This is a genomic window from Halorussus salinus (genome assembly GCF_004765815.2).
GTDB lineage: Archaea > Halobacteriota > Halobacteria > Halobacteriales > Haladaptataceae > Halorussus > Halorussus salinus.
Map to the genome: position 1 here is coordinate 1506294 of NZ_ML974127.1, position 15330 is coordinate 1521623.

At 65.4% G+C, this 15330-nt stretch carries 17 protein-coding genes; 6 read left to right on the top strand and 11 right to left on the bottom strand.

The window, feature by feature from the left end:
* Positions 1-102: 102 nt before the first annotated feature.
* Positions 103-1095 carry a DMT family transporter gene (locus EPL00_RS07530; RefSeq protein WP_238398146.1) on the bottom strand — a complete coding sequence of 331 codons (993 nt, stop codon included), beginning with the start codon at positions 1093-1095 and terminating at the stop codon, positions 103-105.
* Positions 1096-1366: 271 nt separating this feature from the next.
* Here EPL00_RS07530 and EPL00_RS07535 point away from each other — a divergent pair, with 271 nt between their 5' ends.
* Entirely contained in the window at positions 1367-1852 is a 486-nt protein-coding gene (locus EPL00_RS07535) for an Lrp/AsnC family transcriptional regulator (protein WP_135851087.1), read from the top strand.
* Between the two features lie 33 nt (positions 1853-1885).
* Here EPL00_RS07535 and thyX read toward each other — a convergent pair whose 3' ends face one another.
* A complete protein-coding gene (gene thyX / locus EPL00_RS07540; RefSeq protein WP_135851086.1) occupies positions 1886-2629 on the bottom strand; it encodes an FAD-dependent thymidylate synthase in 744 nt (247 codons plus the stop codon).
* A 138-nt stretch (positions 2630-2767) separates the two neighbouring features.
* Here thyX and EPL00_RS07545 point away from each other — a divergent pair, with 138 nt between their 5' ends.
* Both EPL00_RS07545 and EPL00_RS07550 read left to right on the top strand, forming a co-directional pair.
* Positions 2768-3346, top strand: a complete 579-nt coding sequence (locus tag EPL00_RS07545; protein ID WP_135851085.1) for an MBL fold metallo-hydrolase — start codon at positions 2768-2770, stop codon at positions 3344-3346.
* Between the two features lie 58 nt (positions 3347-3404).
* Positions 3405-3920 (top strand): Rieske (2Fe-2S) protein, encoded by a 516-nt coding sequence (locus EPL00_RS07550; RefSeq protein ID WP_135851084.1) that lies wholly within the window; start codon positions 3405-3407, stop codon positions 3918-3920.
* Between the two features lie 78 nt (positions 3921-3998).
* Here EPL00_RS07550 and EPL00_RS07555 read toward each other — a convergent pair whose 3' ends face one another.
* Positions 3999-4829 carry an ATPase gene (locus tag EPL00_RS07555; protein ID WP_135851083.1) on the bottom strand — a complete coding sequence of 277 codons (831 nt, stop codon included), beginning with the start codon at positions 4827-4829 and terminating at the stop codon, positions 3999-4001.
* Positions 4826-5101: a DUF5827 family protein gene (locus EPL00_RS07560; RefSeq protein WP_135851082.1), complete on the bottom strand. Its 276-nt coding sequence runs from the start codon at positions 5099-5101 to the stop codon at positions 4826-4828. Before EPL00_RS07560 ends, EPL00_RS07555 begins: the two co-directional genes overlap by 4 nt.
* A gap of 180 nt (positions 5102-5281) precedes the next feature.
* On the opposite strand from EPL00_RS07560, the gene EPL00_RS07565 reads away from it, so the two are divergent.
* The gene (locus tag EPL00_RS07565) at positions 5282-5710 is read left to right on the top strand and encodes a DUF7522 family protein (protein WP_135851081.1); all 429 of its coding nucleotides are present in this window, start codon (positions 5282-5284) and stop codon (positions 5708-5710) included.
* A 32-nt stretch (positions 5711-5742) separates the two neighbouring features.
* On the opposite strand, the gene EPL00_RS07570 is transcribed toward EPL00_RS07565, so the two are convergent.
* The 3 genes from EPL00_RS07570 to EPL00_RS07580 form a co-directional block, all read right to left on the bottom strand.
* Positions 5743-6837, bottom strand: coding sequence for a PstS family phosphate ABC transporter substrate-binding protein (locus tag EPL00_RS07570; protein ID WP_135851080.1), 1095 nt, complete (start codon positions 6835-6837; stop codon positions 5743-5745).
* A gap of 235 nt (positions 6838-7072) precedes the next feature.
* Positions 7073-7684: a superoxide dismutase gene (gene sod / locus EPL00_RS07575; RefSeq protein ID WP_135851079.1), complete on the bottom strand. Its 612-nt coding sequence runs from the start codon at positions 7682-7684 to the stop codon at positions 7073-7075.
* Positions 7685-7999: 315 nt separating this feature from the next.
* A complete protein-coding gene (locus EPL00_RS07580) occupies positions 8000-8632 on the bottom strand; it encodes a superoxide dismutase (protein ID WP_135851078.1) in 633 nt (210 codons plus the stop codon).
* Between the two features lie 185 nt (positions 8633-8817).
* Between EPL00_RS07580 and EPL00_RS23780 the strand changes: the two genes are divergently transcribed.
* Entirely contained in the window at positions 8818-9048 is a 231-nt protein-coding gene (locus EPL00_RS23780) for a hypothetical protein (protein ID WP_135851077.1), read from the top strand.
* A gap of 137 nt (positions 9049-9185) precedes the next feature.
* A complete protein-coding gene (locus EPL00_RS23785; protein WP_135851076.1) occupies positions 9186-9668 on the top strand; it encodes a peroxiredoxin family protein in 483 nt (160 codons plus the stop codon).
* A 24-nt stretch (positions 9669-9692) separates the two neighbouring features.
* Here the strand turns inward: EPL00_RS23785 and EPL00_RS07595 are convergent, their stop codons facing one another.
* From EPL00_RS07595 to EPL00_RS07610, 4 genes are all read right to left on the bottom strand, one after another.
* Positions 9693-11147: a cryptochrome/photolyase family protein gene (locus EPL00_RS07595; RefSeq protein WP_135851075.1), complete on the bottom strand. Its 1455-nt coding sequence runs from the start codon at positions 11145-11147 to the stop codon at positions 9693-9695.
* Between the two features lie 60 nt (positions 11148-11207).
* On the bottom strand, positions 11208-12098 hold the full coding sequence (locus EPL00_RS07600; RefSeq protein WP_135851074.1) for a hypothetical protein: 891 nt from the start codon (positions 12096-12098) through the stop codon (positions 11208-11210).
* Between the two features lie 278 nt (positions 12099-12376).
* Positions 12377-13648 (bottom strand): alpha-hydroxy-acid oxidizing protein, encoded by a 1272-nt coding sequence (locus tag EPL00_RS07605; RefSeq protein ID WP_135851073.1) that lies wholly within the window; start codon positions 13646-13648, stop codon positions 12377-12379.
* 303 nt (positions 13649-13951) lie between these two features.
* Positions 13952-15166 (bottom strand): NAD(P)/FAD-dependent oxidoreductase, encoded by a 1215-nt coding sequence (locus EPL00_RS07610; protein WP_135851072.1) that lies wholly within the window; start codon positions 15164-15166, stop codon positions 13952-13954.
* Positions 15167-15330 lie beyond the last annotated feature (164 nt).

Below are 15330 nucleotides of genomic sequence, written 5' to 3' on the forward strand. Positions count from 1 at the left end.
AACGCTTTACATGTATTAGAGCATATTTGTTTTGAACTAATTAAAATTTCCAATGGGTTGTGAATCCACAGACAGGGGGACGTTCCGAACGAGCGACCGTCGTCAGTCGTCGGCGGGACCCGCCGACTCGGACCACGCCGTTCCGCCTCCGATGGGGGTCTCGTCGGACGCCGACTCGCCGTTGTGCGTCAGCGATTCGCCGTCGCCTGCCAGCGACTCGCGTGCCGACACGACGAGCGACCGAACGACATGGCGGTTCAGCACCGCGAACCCGGCGAAGATGGCGGCGAAACCGACGAGCGTGGAGGGACCGACTAGCTCGCCCAGCACGGCCCAACTCGTCAGCGTCGCCACCACGGGTTCGAGGTAGCCCACGAGGTTGAGCCGCGTCGGGCCGAGTTCGTCCAGCAGGTGAAAGTACAGCAGGTACGCCACGACGCCGGAGAACAGCGTCAAGTACGCGAACGACGCCAGCGCGGTCGGCGTGGGCCGAATCGCGGCGAGCGACTCGCCGCGCGCCGTGCCGACGACGAACAGCAGCCCCGACCCGCCGAGCATCGCCCACCCCTCCATCGTCGCTATCGGCAGGTCGTTGCTGAGCGGTCGGGTCAGGACCCCGCCGAGCGCGAAGCACGCGATACCGGCGACGACGAGACCGACTCCGAGGAGGCTCGTCGAGGCCGCGCTGGTCGGGTTCAGCCCCGCGACGACGGCCACGCCGACGATGCCGAGTGCGAAGCCAACCGCCTTCGGCACGGTCAGGCGCTCGTCCAGCACGACGGCCGCGAACCCGGCGGTCAGGACCGGCGAGAGGCTGACGACGACCGACGCGACCGCGCCCGAGACGCGCAGTTCGCCCAGATAGAGCAAGCCGTGATAGCCCGCGACGACGAACGCGCCGACGACCGCGATTACGAGGTACTCCTCGCGCTCGCGGGGCCGCCAGCGGTCGGTCGCTACTGCGGCGTAGCCGAGCAACACCGCGCCAGCCACCGCGTACCGGAGTCCGGCGAACGTCAGCGGCGGGAAGTAGTGCAGGCCGATTTCGATGGCGACGAACGAACCACCCCACAGCGTAGCGAGCAAAACGAACATCACGGGAGAAGGTGGGATTCTACTCCCAATATCGTCCGAAATCATGATTCTGTTACAATCGTCTGTCCTCGAACGACTTAAACGCTTCTACAATAGATTGCAGTAGAATAGAATTGAGAGCGAAAATAGGAGTAAATCCAGTATTCTTCACCAATATTTAGTCCTATAGCCGATTCAGTTCTGTCGAGCTAGTGTTGCGTCCCTCTTCTGTCGGACACCGCGACACCGACAGACCCGAGGTTAAGTAGTCGGCGACGCAAGGTGGAGGAAAATGGACGAGCGCGACGTGACCATCCTCAAGGCCATCGCGGATTTGGGCACCGGCAGTCCCGAGAAGTTGAGCGAGGAGACCGACATCCCGGTCTCGACCATCCACTACCGACTGAACAACCTGCGCGAGGAGGGCGTCATCGAGAACGACCTCTACGACATCGACCTCGAAAAGGCGGGGCTGGGCGTCACCGTCCTCGTGGAGGTGCTGGCCGACTACAGCGACTCCTACGAGGAGTTCGGCGAGAAGTTGCTCGCCGTCGAGGGCGTCACCCAAGCCTACTTCGCGATGGGCGAGACCGACTTCATCCTCCTCGCTCGCCTCCCCGACAGCGACGCGGTCGAACGCCTCATCAGCGACTTCGAGGCCATCGACGGCGTCGAGCGCACCAACTCGACGTTCGTTATCTCGTCGCTCCGCGATACGGACAACCCGCTGGAGAGTTACAGTTTAGAGACGCTGGTCGAAGAACTCGCCGACGAGTAGCGGAGAGACCCGGACCAGAACCGCGACGAGGAATTAAGGCGCGAGTCGGTTCTTCCGGTTCTTCATGTTCTCCTCGTAGTACTCGAAGGTGATGGGGCACCACTCCTTCGCCAAGTCGAGGACCTTCTCTGTCATTTCTCTGACTTCCCACTGGGCGTCGGCCGCGGCACGCATATCGGCGACGTGCATCAGCATTCGCGGATTCATCGACATGACCATGTTGACCTTCGTGCCGATCGGGAGAACGAACCGGGCGTCCTCTGGCGGAACACCGAGGTCCAGCAGTTCCTGATACGCCTCGACCGATTCCGTGATCGAGGACTCGAACACTTCTTTGCGCTTTTCGACGGTTTCGTCGTCTACGGCCCCGCCTTTCTGATTTCGTCCGATCCAGTCGGGGTCGTCTATCGAGGGCGGCATCACGACCATCTCACCGTCGCCGACCTCGTCCGGGTCGATGTCGTCGAAGGAGACGTAGCGCATCGACTGCACGTCGAAACTGACGTGTCTGTGACGAGTGATCTGTGCCATACAAGAGCGACTGATGCCCTTCACGGCGAAGACGGCTTGTGGGTGTTCGAAAGGACCGAAGTGACCGTGACTCAGAAGGTGGCCGATGAGCGTCTCCTGTTTCGTCTTCAGGTCTTCGCCCTCGATGGATTCCATGACTTCTTCGAAGGACTTCTCGCCGACCCACTCGTTCATGTAGTCGTTGCGCGCCGCGGTGCAGATCGCCTCTTCCGGGTTCTCAGTCGCGTTCAGCAGTTTGACTTCCATAGTAGGCTCTCGGTTATCGGCATATCCCACAGAGCCACCTTCGGTGTTTCGCCTTTTTTGTTTCTCACTTTCGTCGGAGACAATTTCCGATTCGCCGACAACGACACCCACAAACCCTCCCCGCTCCTACCCCGACGCATGATTACGAACCTCGCGCGCGGCGTGCAGGCGTTCACGAGCAACGCCTTCCTCGTGGAGGGCGACCGGACCGTGCTGGTCGATACCGGGTCGAACTTCGACGCGGTGGCGCGAATCGAGGAGCGAACCACGGACCTCGACGCCGTACTCCTCACCCACACCCACCACGACCACCTCGGGAACCTCGACGCCGTGAGAGACGCCTTCGGCGTCGAGACGTGGGGCTTCGACACCGACCAGCCCGAGGTGGACAACGCCGTCGCAGACGAGGAGTCCGTCCGACTCGGCGACCACAGTTACACCGCGCTCCACACGCCGGGGCACAAGAACGACCACCTCTGCTTCTACTCGTCGGCCGCGAGCGTCCTGTTCGCGGGCGACCTGATATTCCAGAACGGGAGCTTCGGTCGGACCGACCTCGAAGAAGGCGACCGCGACCGACTCATCGAGAGCATCGACCGGGTGCGTGAGCGCGTGGACGAACATCTCTCGGAGATGTACGTCGGCCACGGACCGAGCGTCACGACGGACCCGTACCAAGACATCGAACTGGCCGGTCGCGCGGCCCGGATGCGATAAGCTCCGGCAGGACGACCCCTCGGTCAGTTTTATTTTCCGCGAGTTCGTTCCTCGTGTCGTGACCGAGCAAACGCGACTGACGACGGCCGAGACGGTCCGCGACGAGCGGTCGTGGCTGTTCACGGTCAGGGACCGCCACGACGAACTGGACGAAGTGATTCTGGTGCCCTGCGAGGAGGGACCGGCCGAGAGGGAGACTGACACGTCCGGCGTCGAGGCGTGGGTCAACCGATGCACCCACGAGGCCCAGCGACTCGACCGGGGGTTCGGCGCGGCGATGCGCGACGGGCAGGTAATCTGTCCGAAACACGGGTCGATGTTCGACGCCTGCTCGGGGTACTGCGACAACGGCGACGCCGCGAACACGACGCTGGTTGGCGTCGAAGTCGCCGTCGAGGAGGGCGCGGTCTACCTGACCGACGAGGACTACGAGTTCGTCCACGAGGGGAGCATCGAGGACGGCGGCGACGAAGGGGACGACGAGAAGTCGAATGCGGCGACGGACGACCCGGAGAACGCGGACGACGACGATGACGACGACATGCCGAGTTCGACCTCCCACATCGGGTTTTGAGCTTCGGTCGGGGTCAGGGTCGAAGTTCGGGTCAAGGTCCGGGTCCGGGTAGTGGGCGCAGTCGGGGTCGGCGTCGAACTACGACTCTCCCACCGCGACCAGTTCCCCGAACGCCTCGTCGTACGCTCGCGCGACCGCGGCGGGGTCCCGGCGGTCCTCGCCGGGGAGCGCCGGGAGCGCGGCGGTCGCCTTCGGGTCGGCGAGGTCCGTCACGTCGCCGGTGTGGACCTCCAGTCGGCCCTCGCGGGCGCTCCCGCCGGCGACCTCGCAGGCCTTCAGGAAGCGGTCGCCGTCGTAGGCTCGCATTCGGCCCGGTTCGACCACGGCCACTGCGTCGAAGTCGAGGCCGCGAATCGGGAGCGCCACGTCGCCGTACGACTCCACGACCGCGGTCCCGCCGGTCTCGTCTTGGAGGTCCCGGACGCGCTCGGCGAACCCCTCGAACATCGGGAGGTGGAGCCGTCTCGTTATCTCGTCCAGTCGCTCGACTGACTCGACTTCGGGCGCGTCGGCGATGGGGAGGTTCCGCCGGGCCGAGTCGGGCACGTCGGCGCGGGCGTTCACGACGAACGACTCGCCCACGCGGTCCAGCACGAACTCGCGGTGGGACTGGCCGACGAGTCCGGTGTCCGGGCCGGGCGAGGGTCGCCAGAGGCGGTGGACCGGGTTCAGGTCTTCGGGGTCGAAGTCGGTCCCGCAGGCGTCACTGCTCGCCGCGGCGAGGCGCTTGGCGTCCTTCCCGTAGAGGCGGCCCTCCTCGACCGCGCGCCGGTAGTCGTCGTGGTCGAACCAGTAGTCGTTGCCCGCGCGGGGCTTGAATCCGACCGCGCCGAGGAGGGCGACGAGACCGGTCGTGAACGTCGTCTTCCCGGCGTCCACCCGGTCGCCGCCAGCGACGAGGAGCCTCATCTGTCGTCGGACTTCAGGCCGTAGTAGCCCGGTTCGTCGTCGGCCTCGGGTTCGGCGATGACCAAGTCGTCGGCGTTGTTCATGACCCACGGAATCGCCCAGTCGAGCAGGATGTCCTCGGTCTCGGCCTCCAACTCGGCGTCGGGGTCGAGTCCCTGCAGGAGACGCGCGATTTCGTAGACGGTGTACATCTGGTCGGTCTTCAGTAGCTCCTCGGCGGTGTAGAAGTCGCAGGGGTGGAGCTGTTCGAACTCCGATTTCGGTCGGGGCATGGCCGAGCGTACGACCGAACGCGGGGTAAATGGTTCGTCTCGTCGTCGCGGAGTCGTTAGGGTATTTTCGCCGAGAGCGTCGCAGTGTCGGGCCTCGCGCTCCGAATCTCGTCGCTTCGACCTTTCGAGGAACTGCTCGGGCCTAATTTTTATATCTCGTCACGACGCAGGGCAAGTATCATGGGAGACGAGGAGGACGACCGCCGAGAGGCGAAGCGGGCGCTCGTCGAGGCGTTCTCGACGTTCGGGAGCGACGCGCTCCGAGACGTGTGGCTGTTCGACCAGCGGACTCACGAGCGACTCTACGTCCGCGACGACGTTGCCGAGAAGGTCACCGACCTCGACGTGCCCCGGTTCGTGGACAACGAGCGGTACGGCTACGTCACGCGCGACACCTACAGCGACCTCTACTACGCCGACTACAACTACACCGTCCGGGGGTTCGACGGGTTCGAGCAGTTCCGGACGTTCCTGTCCGAGGAGGACCGGCGGGTCGGTGTGTTCGGGAGTTTCGACCGACGGGAGGGCGGGTACGACTTCGGCGCGTTGAACGACGAACTCGCCGCCGTGGTGGCGGACTACTCCTTCGAGGCCTTCGTGCCGGAGTGACGCGGCGAGTCAGTTGTTGGGGTCGGGGAGAATCAGTTGTCGGGGTCGGGAAGCTTGTCGAGTTGCGTCGTCCGGCGCTCGTCGGTGAGCGCGGCGTAGCCCTGCGTCTTCACGTAGTTGTCCTGCCCGAACTCGCTGATTATCATCCGGAGGTACGCGGCTTCCTTCTTGGAGGTGCCCTCGTAGGTGTAGCAATGGAGGTCGCGCGAGAGGGGGTAGTCCTCGTCGGCGAGGTTCTCGCCGGGTTTGTAGGTCGTGCCGTCGAACGACAGCGAGATGGCGGGAACGTCCGAACCGACGAACGCCAGCGCCATGTACGCGACGACGTTGTCGGACTTGGAGACGAGCGTCTTGACCTGTTGGTTCTGGCCCTTGCGCACGTCCACGCCGGGCATCTTCGCGTCCGGGTCGCCCAGCAGGTTCGACCGGAAGGCGGTGTCGGTACCGGAGCCTTCGGCGCGGCCGACTGCCTGAATCTCTTTCTCCTCGCCGTCGTACGAGTCGATTTGCGACCAGTTCGTGATGTCGCCCGTGTAGATTTTCCGGACCTGTTCGGCTGTGAGTTCCTCGACGCCAGCCTCGTAGACCTCCTTGCTGACGACGATAGGTTGGGCGTCCACGCCGACCACGTGGTCCGTGTACTCGTTCAACTCCTCGTCGCTGGCGTCCGGGAACTCCGCGGCGACCGGCGCGCTGGCGTTGCCGATGTCCACGAGGTCGTTCTTGAGTTTCTCCAGTCCGGTCCCGGAGTGGCTCAGCCCGACCGACACGTCGAACGGCGGCGCGGCGTCCCCGGTCGCCTCGAAGCCGTAGAGACCGGCCCAGTAGTCCGCGAGTCGTTTCTCGGTGTCGATGTCGTAGTTGCTCGGTCCCCAGTACTCCTCGTCGCTGGCGGGCGGGTTCGACGACCAGACCGACCCCGCGGTACTCGTAATCGGGTAGACCGTAGACGAGCCACCGGCCTTCAGTTGCGACGGCTCGGACGACTGCCCCTCCGAGTCGCCGTCGTTCTGATTGCCGCTCTGGTTCGTGCCGCCACCGGTGCCGCCGACGCACCCCGCGAGCGCCAGCGCACCGGATGCTCCTGCGGCGGTCAAGAACTTGCGACGAGTCGATTTCCCTGTCATCGCCTGAGAGAAGCCGCGACTATCTGATAAACCCTCCGAAGGAAATATATATTTTCTCGATATCTATATATTGCTCTCCATTGCCACCGTTTCACGATGGAACGGACCGGTTTGTGAACTATTCGCAAGCATAGCTATCGAGAGCCGGACGTGTCGGATACGGGACCTTCGCCGACCGGACGCGCCACGCGCCGCTGGTCGGGCGTAGCGACCGAAAGAAAGCGAGTGATTCGGACTACTCGTGGTTGCCGACGGTCTTCTCGTACTGTTCGGCGACGTGGTCCCAATCGACGACCTCGAAGAAGTTCTCCACGAAGTCGCCGCGGTCCGGACCGTAGTCGTAGTAGTACGAGTGCTCCCACACGTCGAGGGCGAGGATGGGGTGTGCGCCCCAGAGCGCGCCTTGGTCGTGCTTGTCGACGGCGAGGTTACGGAGCTGCTTGGCGACCGGGTCGTAGACCAGCAGCGCCCAGCCACCGGCGGCGCTCGCTGCGGCCTCGAACTCGCCCTTCCAGCCCTCGTAGGAGCCGAAGTCCTCCTCGATGCGGTCGAGGAGGTCGCCCTCGGGTTCGCCGCCGCCGTTCGGGTCCATGTTGTCCCAGAACAGCGTGTGCAGGTAGTGACCCGAGCCGTTGTGGGTCACGTCGCCGAGCGCGCCCGCACTGGAGCCGAAGTCCCCGCTCTCGCGGTTCTCGGCCAGCGTCTCCTCGGCGCTGTCGAGCCCGTTGACGTAGCCCTGATGGTGGGTGTCGTGGTGCCACGTGAGCACCTGTTCGCTGATGTGCGGCTCGAGCGCGTCGTAGTCGTACGGAAGCGGCGGTAGTTCGGGGTTGGATCGCTCGGACATAATTGAACCTCGCTCCTATATAGACCCTTTTCGGTCTTAAACTTTGAGAAGTCGACTGGTAACACGCCTCTAGGTGCGAGCCGAACCCGGTTTTCGGGCGCTCTCGACGCTGTTTCGGTCCCCGCTGGTGAAACCGCTTAAAGTAAGATATTTTATGTATTCGGTCTCGGACCGGCCTATTCGACCCGTTCGGGTCTCCTCGTCTTCCCTCGTTCTCTCTTTCTTTACCGTTCCTCTTCTCTCATTTCTGCCCGTCTCTCGTCTTCTCCGTGTCCTCTCGTCTGTCGTCTTCTCGTCGCTACCGACTACTCCGGCTCAGTGCGAGCCGGTGTGGGTCGGAATCGCGTCGGCCTGCTTGGCCTGCTGGAAGCGCGCTTCCACGTCGTCCCAGTTTACGACGTTCCAGAAGTTGTCCACGTACTCTCCTCGGTTGTTCTCGTACTGGAGGTAGTAGGCGTGTTCCCACACGTCACAGACGAGGAGTGGCGTGGCTCCCTGCGGGTGCTGGTTCTGGTGATTCTCCGCGGCGGCGACGATGGGCTTGTCGGCGATGTGGTCGTAGACCAGCATGCCCCACCCGGAGCCTTCGACGCCTTTCGCGGCCTCCGAGAAGTCCTGCTTGAACCCGTCGTAGCCGCCGAAGTGGTCGTCGAGCGCATCGGAGAGTTCCCCGCCCGGTTCGCCGCCGCCGTCGGGGTGCATGTTGCTCCAGAAGACGGTGTGGTTGACGTGTCCCGAGAGGTTGAACGCGAGGCTCCGCTTGACCGAGCGCACGTCGCCGAAGTCGCCGGACCCGCGCATCTCTTCGAGTTTGTCGAGGGCGGCGTTCGCGCCGTCCACGTAGCCCTGATGGTGCTTGTCGTGGTGCAGTTCCATGATGCGCTGGTCGATGGCCGGTTCGAGTGCGTCGTAGTCGTACGGTAGTTCCGGTAGTTCGTAAGTAGCCATTGGTCTCTCCCCCGTCGTCCGGGGCAACGGCCACGCGGTTAAGTGTTAAGCCAGTGGTCGCGTCGGCGATATGCAGGCTGACGGACAGGCGCGTCGGAGGCCCGCGACGGCGCGCTTGCGTCGGGTCGCTCCGACGAGCGGTAACCTACCCAACAATTTTTACGCTCGGTTGCGAACCGACGGATATGAGCGGCGTCCTCCGAAATCGTCGCGCGGCAGTTCGCACGGGATTGGCGGCGCTCGTGGCCTGTCTGCTCGGCCTGTCGTTCGTCGCCGTCGCGGGCGGGCAGGCGTGGCACCGCGTCGAGTCGGTCCTCTCGGCGGTCGCGGTCGTCCTCGTCGTTCTCCTCGTTCTCAAAGCCGCGGTCGTCTTCGTTTCGGTTGGGCTTCGGCTCGTCCTCTCCTCGGGAGAGTGACGCGGTCGGTGCAGAGAGCGCCGACCGCGCGAATCGGTCGCTGGCGTGCCGAGAGGTCGGACTCCTCGGCGACCGAGACCGCGGTCAGTTCGGCCGCCGCCGCAACCGGCTTTGACTTCGGTCGCCACGGTAGACCCGTGACGCTCGAAGGCTCCGAGGCACCCGATTTCAGCCTCGAAAGCACGTCCGGCGGGCAAGTATCGCTCGAAGAAACGCTGGAGTCCGGCCCGACCGTCGTCCTCGTCAACCGCGGCCACTGGTGTAGCTTCTGCGCCGAACAGTTGGCGACCTTCAGCAGGGTCTACGAGGACCTCCACTTCAACGAGGGCGTGAGCGTCCTCCCGGTCGTGACCAGCGAGGTCCCGAAACTGGTCGAGATGCGCGACCGCTTCGACTACGACTTCCAACTCCTCGCGGACCCCAACGGCGAGGTCGCCGACCGGTACAGCGGCACCGAGGAGACCAGCCACGGCGTGACGGGCGTCGCCGGAACCTACGTCGTGGACGGCGACGGCGTGGTCCGATACGAGCAGGTCGCCGACGACTTGACCGACCGGACGTACGGCAACTGGGTCCGGTACTTCCTGCGCAACGACTTCGAGGACCCCTTCGGCGAGTAGTCGGGCGAGGCCGGGGCGCGACCGTCAGTCGTCGCCGCGCGCGTCCTCGAACATCGCGATGGCCTCCTCGCGGCGCTTTGCGTGGTCCACGATTGGCGCGGGGTAGTCGGGCGCGATGCGCTCGCGCTCGGCGTCGCTCAGTTCGTGCCAGCCGTGAACGTCCTCGGGGTAGGCGTCTTCGAGTTCCGGGACGTACTGCTTGATGAACTCGCAGTCCGGGTCGTAGCGTTCGCCCTGCGTCATCGGGTTGAAGATGCGGAAGTACGGCTGGGCGTCGGTGCCGGTCGAGGCGGCCCACTGCCACCCGCCGGTGTCGTTTCCGGTGTCGTGGTCGGCCAACTTCTCGCGGAACCAGTCGTAGCCCTCGCGCCAGTCCAGCAGGAGGTCCTTCGTGAGGAAGGAGGCGACCACCATCCGGAGGCGGTTGTGCATGTAGGCCTCCTCGCGGAGTTGGCGCATCGCGGCGTCCACGATGGGGTAGCCCGTCTTCCCCTCTTTCCACGCCGCCAACGCTTCGGGGTCCTCGCGCCACTCGATGTCGTTCTCGTAGGACTTGTAGTTGCGAGACACCACGTCGGGGCGAGCAGACAGGACGTGAGCGTAGAACTCCCGCCACGCGAGTTGGCTCTGGAACTCCCGGACCGATGCGGCCTCGGTCCCCTCCTCGGGTTCCGCGCCCTCGTCGTCCGGGACGCCTTCGGTGCGCGACATGGCCTCCTCGGTGGCGGCCCAGACCTCCCGAATTCCGATGGTGCCCCACTTGAGTTGCGCCGAGAGCCGCGAGGTCCCGTCTTCCGCGGGGTAGTCGCGCTCGTCGGCGTACCGGAAGATGGCCTCCTCGCAGAAGTCGGCGAGGAGGTCGCGCGCGACTTCGGTTCCAGCGGGCGGTACGTCGGCCTCCGGCTCGTCGAAGCCGAGGTCCGCGAGCGTCGGGAGCGCGGTCGTTCCCGGTACGTCCGGCGCGTCGTCCGGAGCGGCTATCTCGCCCTCGCTGGGCGCGTCGTAGGGCGCGTCTTTCTCCCGGTCGCGCCACTTCTTCCAGAAGTAAGTGTAGACGGAGTAGTGTTCGCCCTTGTTGGTCCGGATGGAGCCGGGTTCGTGGTGGACCGCGTCGTGGTAGGCCGCCCGCGAGATGGCGGCGTCGTCCAGCGCGAGGCGGACCTCGCTGTCGCGTTCGCGGGCCAGCCCGGAGTAGTCGCGGTTCCAGAAGACGGCTTCGGCGTCGTAGGCGTCGGCGATTCGGGGTAGCTCCTCGCGGGGGTCCCCGCGGACGACCAGCAGGTCGCCGCCCAGTTTGCGGTAGTCGGCGCGGAGCGATTCGAGCGCGTCGAGCATGAACGCGACGCGAGGAGGCGAGGCGTGTGCCAGAATCTCGGGGTCGAAGACGAAGACCGGGAGGACCGGCCCGTCGGCGGCCGCCTCGGCGAGCGCACGGTTGTCCGAGAGGCGGAGGTCGCGTCGGTGCCAGTGGACGTTCATACTCGGAGCGTAGGACCGATGGACCGTCAAACGATGGGGTCCGGAGAGAAGTGGGTCCCGTTACTTGTTCGGCAGGTACGCCAGCGCGACCATCGTGAACGCCGCGAGGACGCTGAGGATGAAGACGCCCCAGAGACCCGCGAAGCGTTCGTTCTGGTGGCGAACGCTGTCGAGTTGCGCGTGGTACTCAGCGGGCTGGCTAGAGAGGACGAGCGTCCCGTTGTCGGGGTAATGAGTCGTGTACGTCTGGCCGTTCAGCGTCACGTTGTTGCCCCCCGCGGCGAACGCCATCTTCGCCGGGGTGCCGCCGCGGACGAGGGTCGTCCGAATCGGCGTGGTTTCCCCGAACTCGATGGTGTTGGTCCGCGGCGCGGTCCACGTCAGCTTCACCGCGCTCGCGGTGATATTCGAGACCGTTGTGCTGTTGTTCGCGTACTGGAGCGTGCCTCCGGCGGTGAGTCGCTCGGTGTTCGGCTCGCCGAACTGCTGGCGCTTGTATTCGGAGACCGGGACGAGCGTCCGGGTACCGTTCCGCTCCTCGACGACGAAGGTCCGGTCGTTCTGCTGGATTGTCGTCGTGTTGTTTCCGAGCGGTTGGACCTCCCGGAGCGTCGCCTCCGAGGGGTTCGAGACGTTCGGTATCAGGACGCGGTACTCGTCGCTCTGATACGTCACCGTCGAGTTGTTCGTCCACGTCTCGGTGTAGCGCGCCGACTCGTTCACCCACGTCGCCGACGCGGAGCGGACGACGCTCCCCTCGGACATCCGGGCGGACACGTCGCTGACGTTGTAGGTTCGGCCGTCAACCGTGAACTCGTCGCCAGTCCCGAGTTCGTAGTCGGGGTTCTCGACGGACGCGGTCGGTTGCTCTGTGACCGACAGGGCCGTGAACGCTGCCGTCGCTACGAGGAAAAAGAACGCCACGTACAGCGCAGTAGTGCGCTTTTGCATACGATTTAGGTTTCGATTCGGACCATAAAACAGTTGCTAAACTCGGCATCGTTCTCGGAATTATAAATTGACAGTCGCTACGGTATTCGAAATTCGAATCGGCATCCGAACCCCGTTTTCACTCGAAGAGTGATACTCGAATAGATTATAGAACGAGAACTGTTCGGACCTCCGAGTCCCGTCGAGTCGCCCGTCTCGGGTCGGTTTCGCCGGTCGCTCCTCGCATCGGTCCGTCCTCGCGTCGGTCGGCCCGATTCGGAACCTCCCTTCGACGGCCCTCACTCGTCCGGCCGCACGAGGACCGACGAGTCGAGTTCCGAGGCGGCGTCTCGGCCGCTCAACGCCATCGTCAGGTCGAAGTCCGCGAGGAAGTTCCGGACGACTTCGCGGACGCCCTCCTCGCCGTCGATGGCCAGTCCGTAGACGTAGGGACGCCCCAGCAACACCGCGTCCGCACCGAGCGCGAGCGCCTTGATGGCGTCCGCGCCGCGGCGAATCCCGCTGTCGAACAGCACCGCGAACTCGTCGTCGCTTTCCCCATTCGTCGTGTCTCCCGCGTCGCTCGCCGACTGGGCGTCCGCCGCCGACTGCGCTTCCGCGGCCGAGAGGGTGCCCTCGACGGCTTTCACGACGCCGGGGAGCGCCTCGACGGCCGAAATCGCGCCGTCCACCTGTCGTCCGCCGTGGTTCGAGACGACCACGCCGTCCACGCCCCTGCGGACCGCTTCGCGGGCGTCCTCGGGGTGGAGGATGCCCTTCAGGAGGACGGGCAGGTCGGTGGTCGCCTGCACGCGCTCGACGGTCTCCCAGTCCATCGAGAGGTCGCCGAACTGCTCGATGAACCGCCAGAGTGCGGCCTGCTCGTCCTCCTCGGGCGGCGCGTCGAGCGAGTCGCGGAACGCGGGGTCCGAGAGGTAGTTCGCCACGCCCTCGCCGTCGAGGAACGGGAGGTAGGCGTTGGCCACGTCGCGCTCGCGCCACCCCATCGTCGGCGTGTCGAGCGTTATCACGATGGCCTCGTAGCCCGCCTCCTCCGCCCGCCGGACGAAGCTCTCGGTCACGTCGGGGTCCGCACTCGGGTAGAGTTGGAACCACCCCGGCGCGTCGTCCAGTTGGTCGGCGACCTCCTCCATCGTCGCCGACGCCGCGGAACTGGAGACGAAGGGCACGCCGAGGGAGTCGGCGGCCCGCGCGCTGGCGAGTTCGCCCTCCTTGTGGATGATGGACTGGACGCCGATGGGTGCCAGCAGAACCGGCACCGAAAACTCCTGCCCGCAGACCGTCACGGAGAGGTCCCGGTCGGCCACGTCCCGGAGCATCCGGGGGACGATGCGCCAGTGCCGGAACGCCTCGCGGTTCCGGTCGGCGGTGTCCTCGCCGCCCGCGCTCCCCGCGACGTAGGCGCGGGCCTCCTCGGAGAGGGCTTCCATCGCGGCCTCCTCCAGTTCGTCGGGCGAGACGGGCATCTCGGGGCGCTGGTCGGCGAGCATCCCGCTGGCGTAGACCTCGCGCTGGCGATTCGGGCCGTAGGCCTCGGAAGGGTCGTCCATGCGTGGTCCGTCGTCCGGCGGGGTGTTATAACTTGACGTGGGTTGGCGTCGTCGGTACTGTCGTCTTCTCCGGAGTCGGAGTCGGAGTCGGAGAAAGCCCCCGCCCGCTCGCGGTCGCTCTGCGGGATATTCTCGCGTCTCGCTTCGCTCGGCGCTCCGAATACTGGCCCGCAGAGACGACCAAAGTAAACGCGAGCGGGCGGCCCCTTCCAGTCCACCCAGACGATTCGGTCGGCAGTCGAGCGTTCGTCGGTGGATTGGGTCACCGAGCGTTCGCCAGTGGTCGAGTGGCCGACCGTCGAACTACACTCCGAGGTAGCTCACGACGCGCGGGAGCTTCGAGAGGTCCTTGCGCTTGAAGGGGTAGAGGCGCGCCAGCGAGAGGGGGTCCAAGTCGTAGCGGCGCAGTCGCTCGGCGGCCGACCGCGAGAGGCCGTCCACCCGGCGGACGAACTCGTCCTGCTGGTCGGCATCGAAGTCGTAGAGGAGTTCGCTCACGACGCGTTGGAGCTTCCACGACCACCCCTTCGCGTCGTTCCAGCGGCGTTCGTACTCCCGGAGTCGCGCTCTCGAACAGTCGCCGTCGGCCACGGCCCGAACGGCCACCTCGGCGGCGAGGTCGGCCGACTCCATCCCCGGCCGGATGCCCTCGCCGAACAGGGGGTTGATGCTCGAAATCGCGTCGCCGACCGCCAGAAAGCCGTCGGTCGCGCGCCGGTTGAGCGAGTCGTTCCAGACGCCCTCGCCAGCGTGGCGCGCCCGGACGCGCTCGACGGTCCAGCGCGGGTCGGTCTCGACCCACCGCTCGACGCGCTCGTGGATGGAGTCGGCCCCGGCGCGGGTCTCGTGGTGGGCGTCCATCCAGCAGACGCCCGCCTTGAAGGCGTTCTCCCCGGCGGGGAACGTCCACGCGTACCCGCCCGGCGCGAACTCGTGGTCGAACCGGAACAGCAGGGTGTCGTCGGTGTCGTACTCCCCTTCGGCCTCGATTTCCAGTCCGACGCCGTGGCGCGCGTCGTCGGTGTCGAACAGGCCGAGCTGGGACGTGAGGACCGCGCTCGGCCCGCTGGCGTCCACCGTGACCCGCCCCCGAACTTCGGTTTCGCTCCGACTACCCGTCCCACGGTAGCGCACGCCGCGGACGCGACCGTCTTCCACGACTGGCTCGGTGACCCGCGCCCCGGTCCGAATCTCGACGCCCTGCGAGGAGGTCTCCTCGCCCAGCACTTCGAGGAGCCGGGGGAAATCGAGGACGTAGCTCTCGAACTCGTGGCGGCTCTGCTCGCTGGGACTCTCGAACGTCACCGACGACGCTTCGCTCATCACCACTTCGTCCGGCAGGTCGTAACCCTCGACGACCTCCGGGAACGTCCCGCCGGTGGACTTGTCGTTGTCCGCGAGCGCGTCGTTGCGCTCCAACACCACGACCGAGTGGTCCGACCGCGACGAGACCGCTCGCGCGAACTGGAGTCCCGACGGGCCAGCGCCGACGACGACGAAGTCGTACTCCTCGTCCATATTCGCCCGTCGGAACTCGGCCAGTAAAACGTCGTTCACTGACGACCGGCCTCCAGTGCGGTGATATCGTACCCCGAGAACGCCGAGTTCGTGGAGGACAGAGAACGCTATAGCTGTGCCAAAGATATCTATTCCGTTTTTATAACACGCTATAGATTTTCGAG

Coding starts and splice junctions, on each gene's coding strand:
- EPL00_RS07560 (WP_135851082.1), bottom strand. CDS start 5,101: ATGCCCCGACCGAAATCGGAGTTCGAACAGCTCCACCCCTGCGACTTC.
- EPL00_RS23780 (WP_135851077.1), top strand. CDS start 8,818: ATGAGCGGCGTCCTCCGAAATCGTCGCGCGGCAGTTCGCACGGGATTG.
- EPL00_RS07600 (WP_135851074.1), bottom strand. CDS start 12,098: ATGCAAAAGCGCACTACTGCGCTGTACGTGGCGTTCTTTTTCCTCGTA.
- EPL00_RS07580 (WP_135851078.1), bottom strand. CDS start 8,632: ATGGCTACTTACGAACTACCGGAACTACCGTACGACTACGACGCACTC.
- EPL00_RS07545 (WP_135851085.1), top strand. CDS start 2,768: ATGATTACGAACCTCGCGCGCGGCGTGCAGGCGTTCACGAGCAACGCC.
- EPL00_RS07565 (WP_135851081.1), top strand. CDS start 5,282: ATGGGAGACGAGGAGGACGACCGCCGAGAGGCGAAGCGGGCGCTCGTC.
- EPL00_RS07610 (WP_135851072.1), bottom strand. CDS start 15,166: ATGGACGAGGAGTACGACTTCGTCGTCGTCGGCGCTGGCCCGTCGGGA.
- EPL00_RS07570 (WP_135851080.1), bottom strand. CDS start 6,837: ATGACAGGGAAATCGACTCGTCGCAAGTTCTTGACCGCCGCAGGAGCA.
- sod (WP_135851079.1), bottom strand. CDS start 7,684: ATGTCCGAGCGATCCAACCCCGAACTACCGCCGCTTCCGTACGACTAC.
- thyX (WP_135851086.1), bottom strand. CDS start 2,629: ATGGAAGTCAAACTGCTGAACGCGACTGAGAACCCGGAAGAGGCGATC.
- EPL00_RS07535 (WP_135851087.1), top strand. CDS start 1,367: ATGGACGAGCGCGACGTGACCATCCTCAAGGCCATCGCGGATTTGGGC.
- EPL00_RS07605 (WP_135851073.1), bottom strand. CDS start 13,648: ATGGACGACCCTTCCGAGGCCTACGGCCCGAATCGCCAGCGCGAGGTC.
- EPL00_RS07530 (WP_238398146.1), bottom strand. CDS start 1,095: ATGTTCGTTTTGCTCGCTACGCTGTGGGGTGGTTCGTTCGTCGCCATC.
- EPL00_RS07595 (WP_135851075.1), bottom strand. CDS start 11,147: ATGAACGTCCACTGGCACCGACGCGACCTCCGCCTCTCGGACAACCGT.
- EPL00_RS07555 (WP_135851083.1), bottom strand. CDS start 4,829: ATGAGGCTCCTCGTCGCTGGCGGCGACCGGGTGGACGCCGGGAAGACG.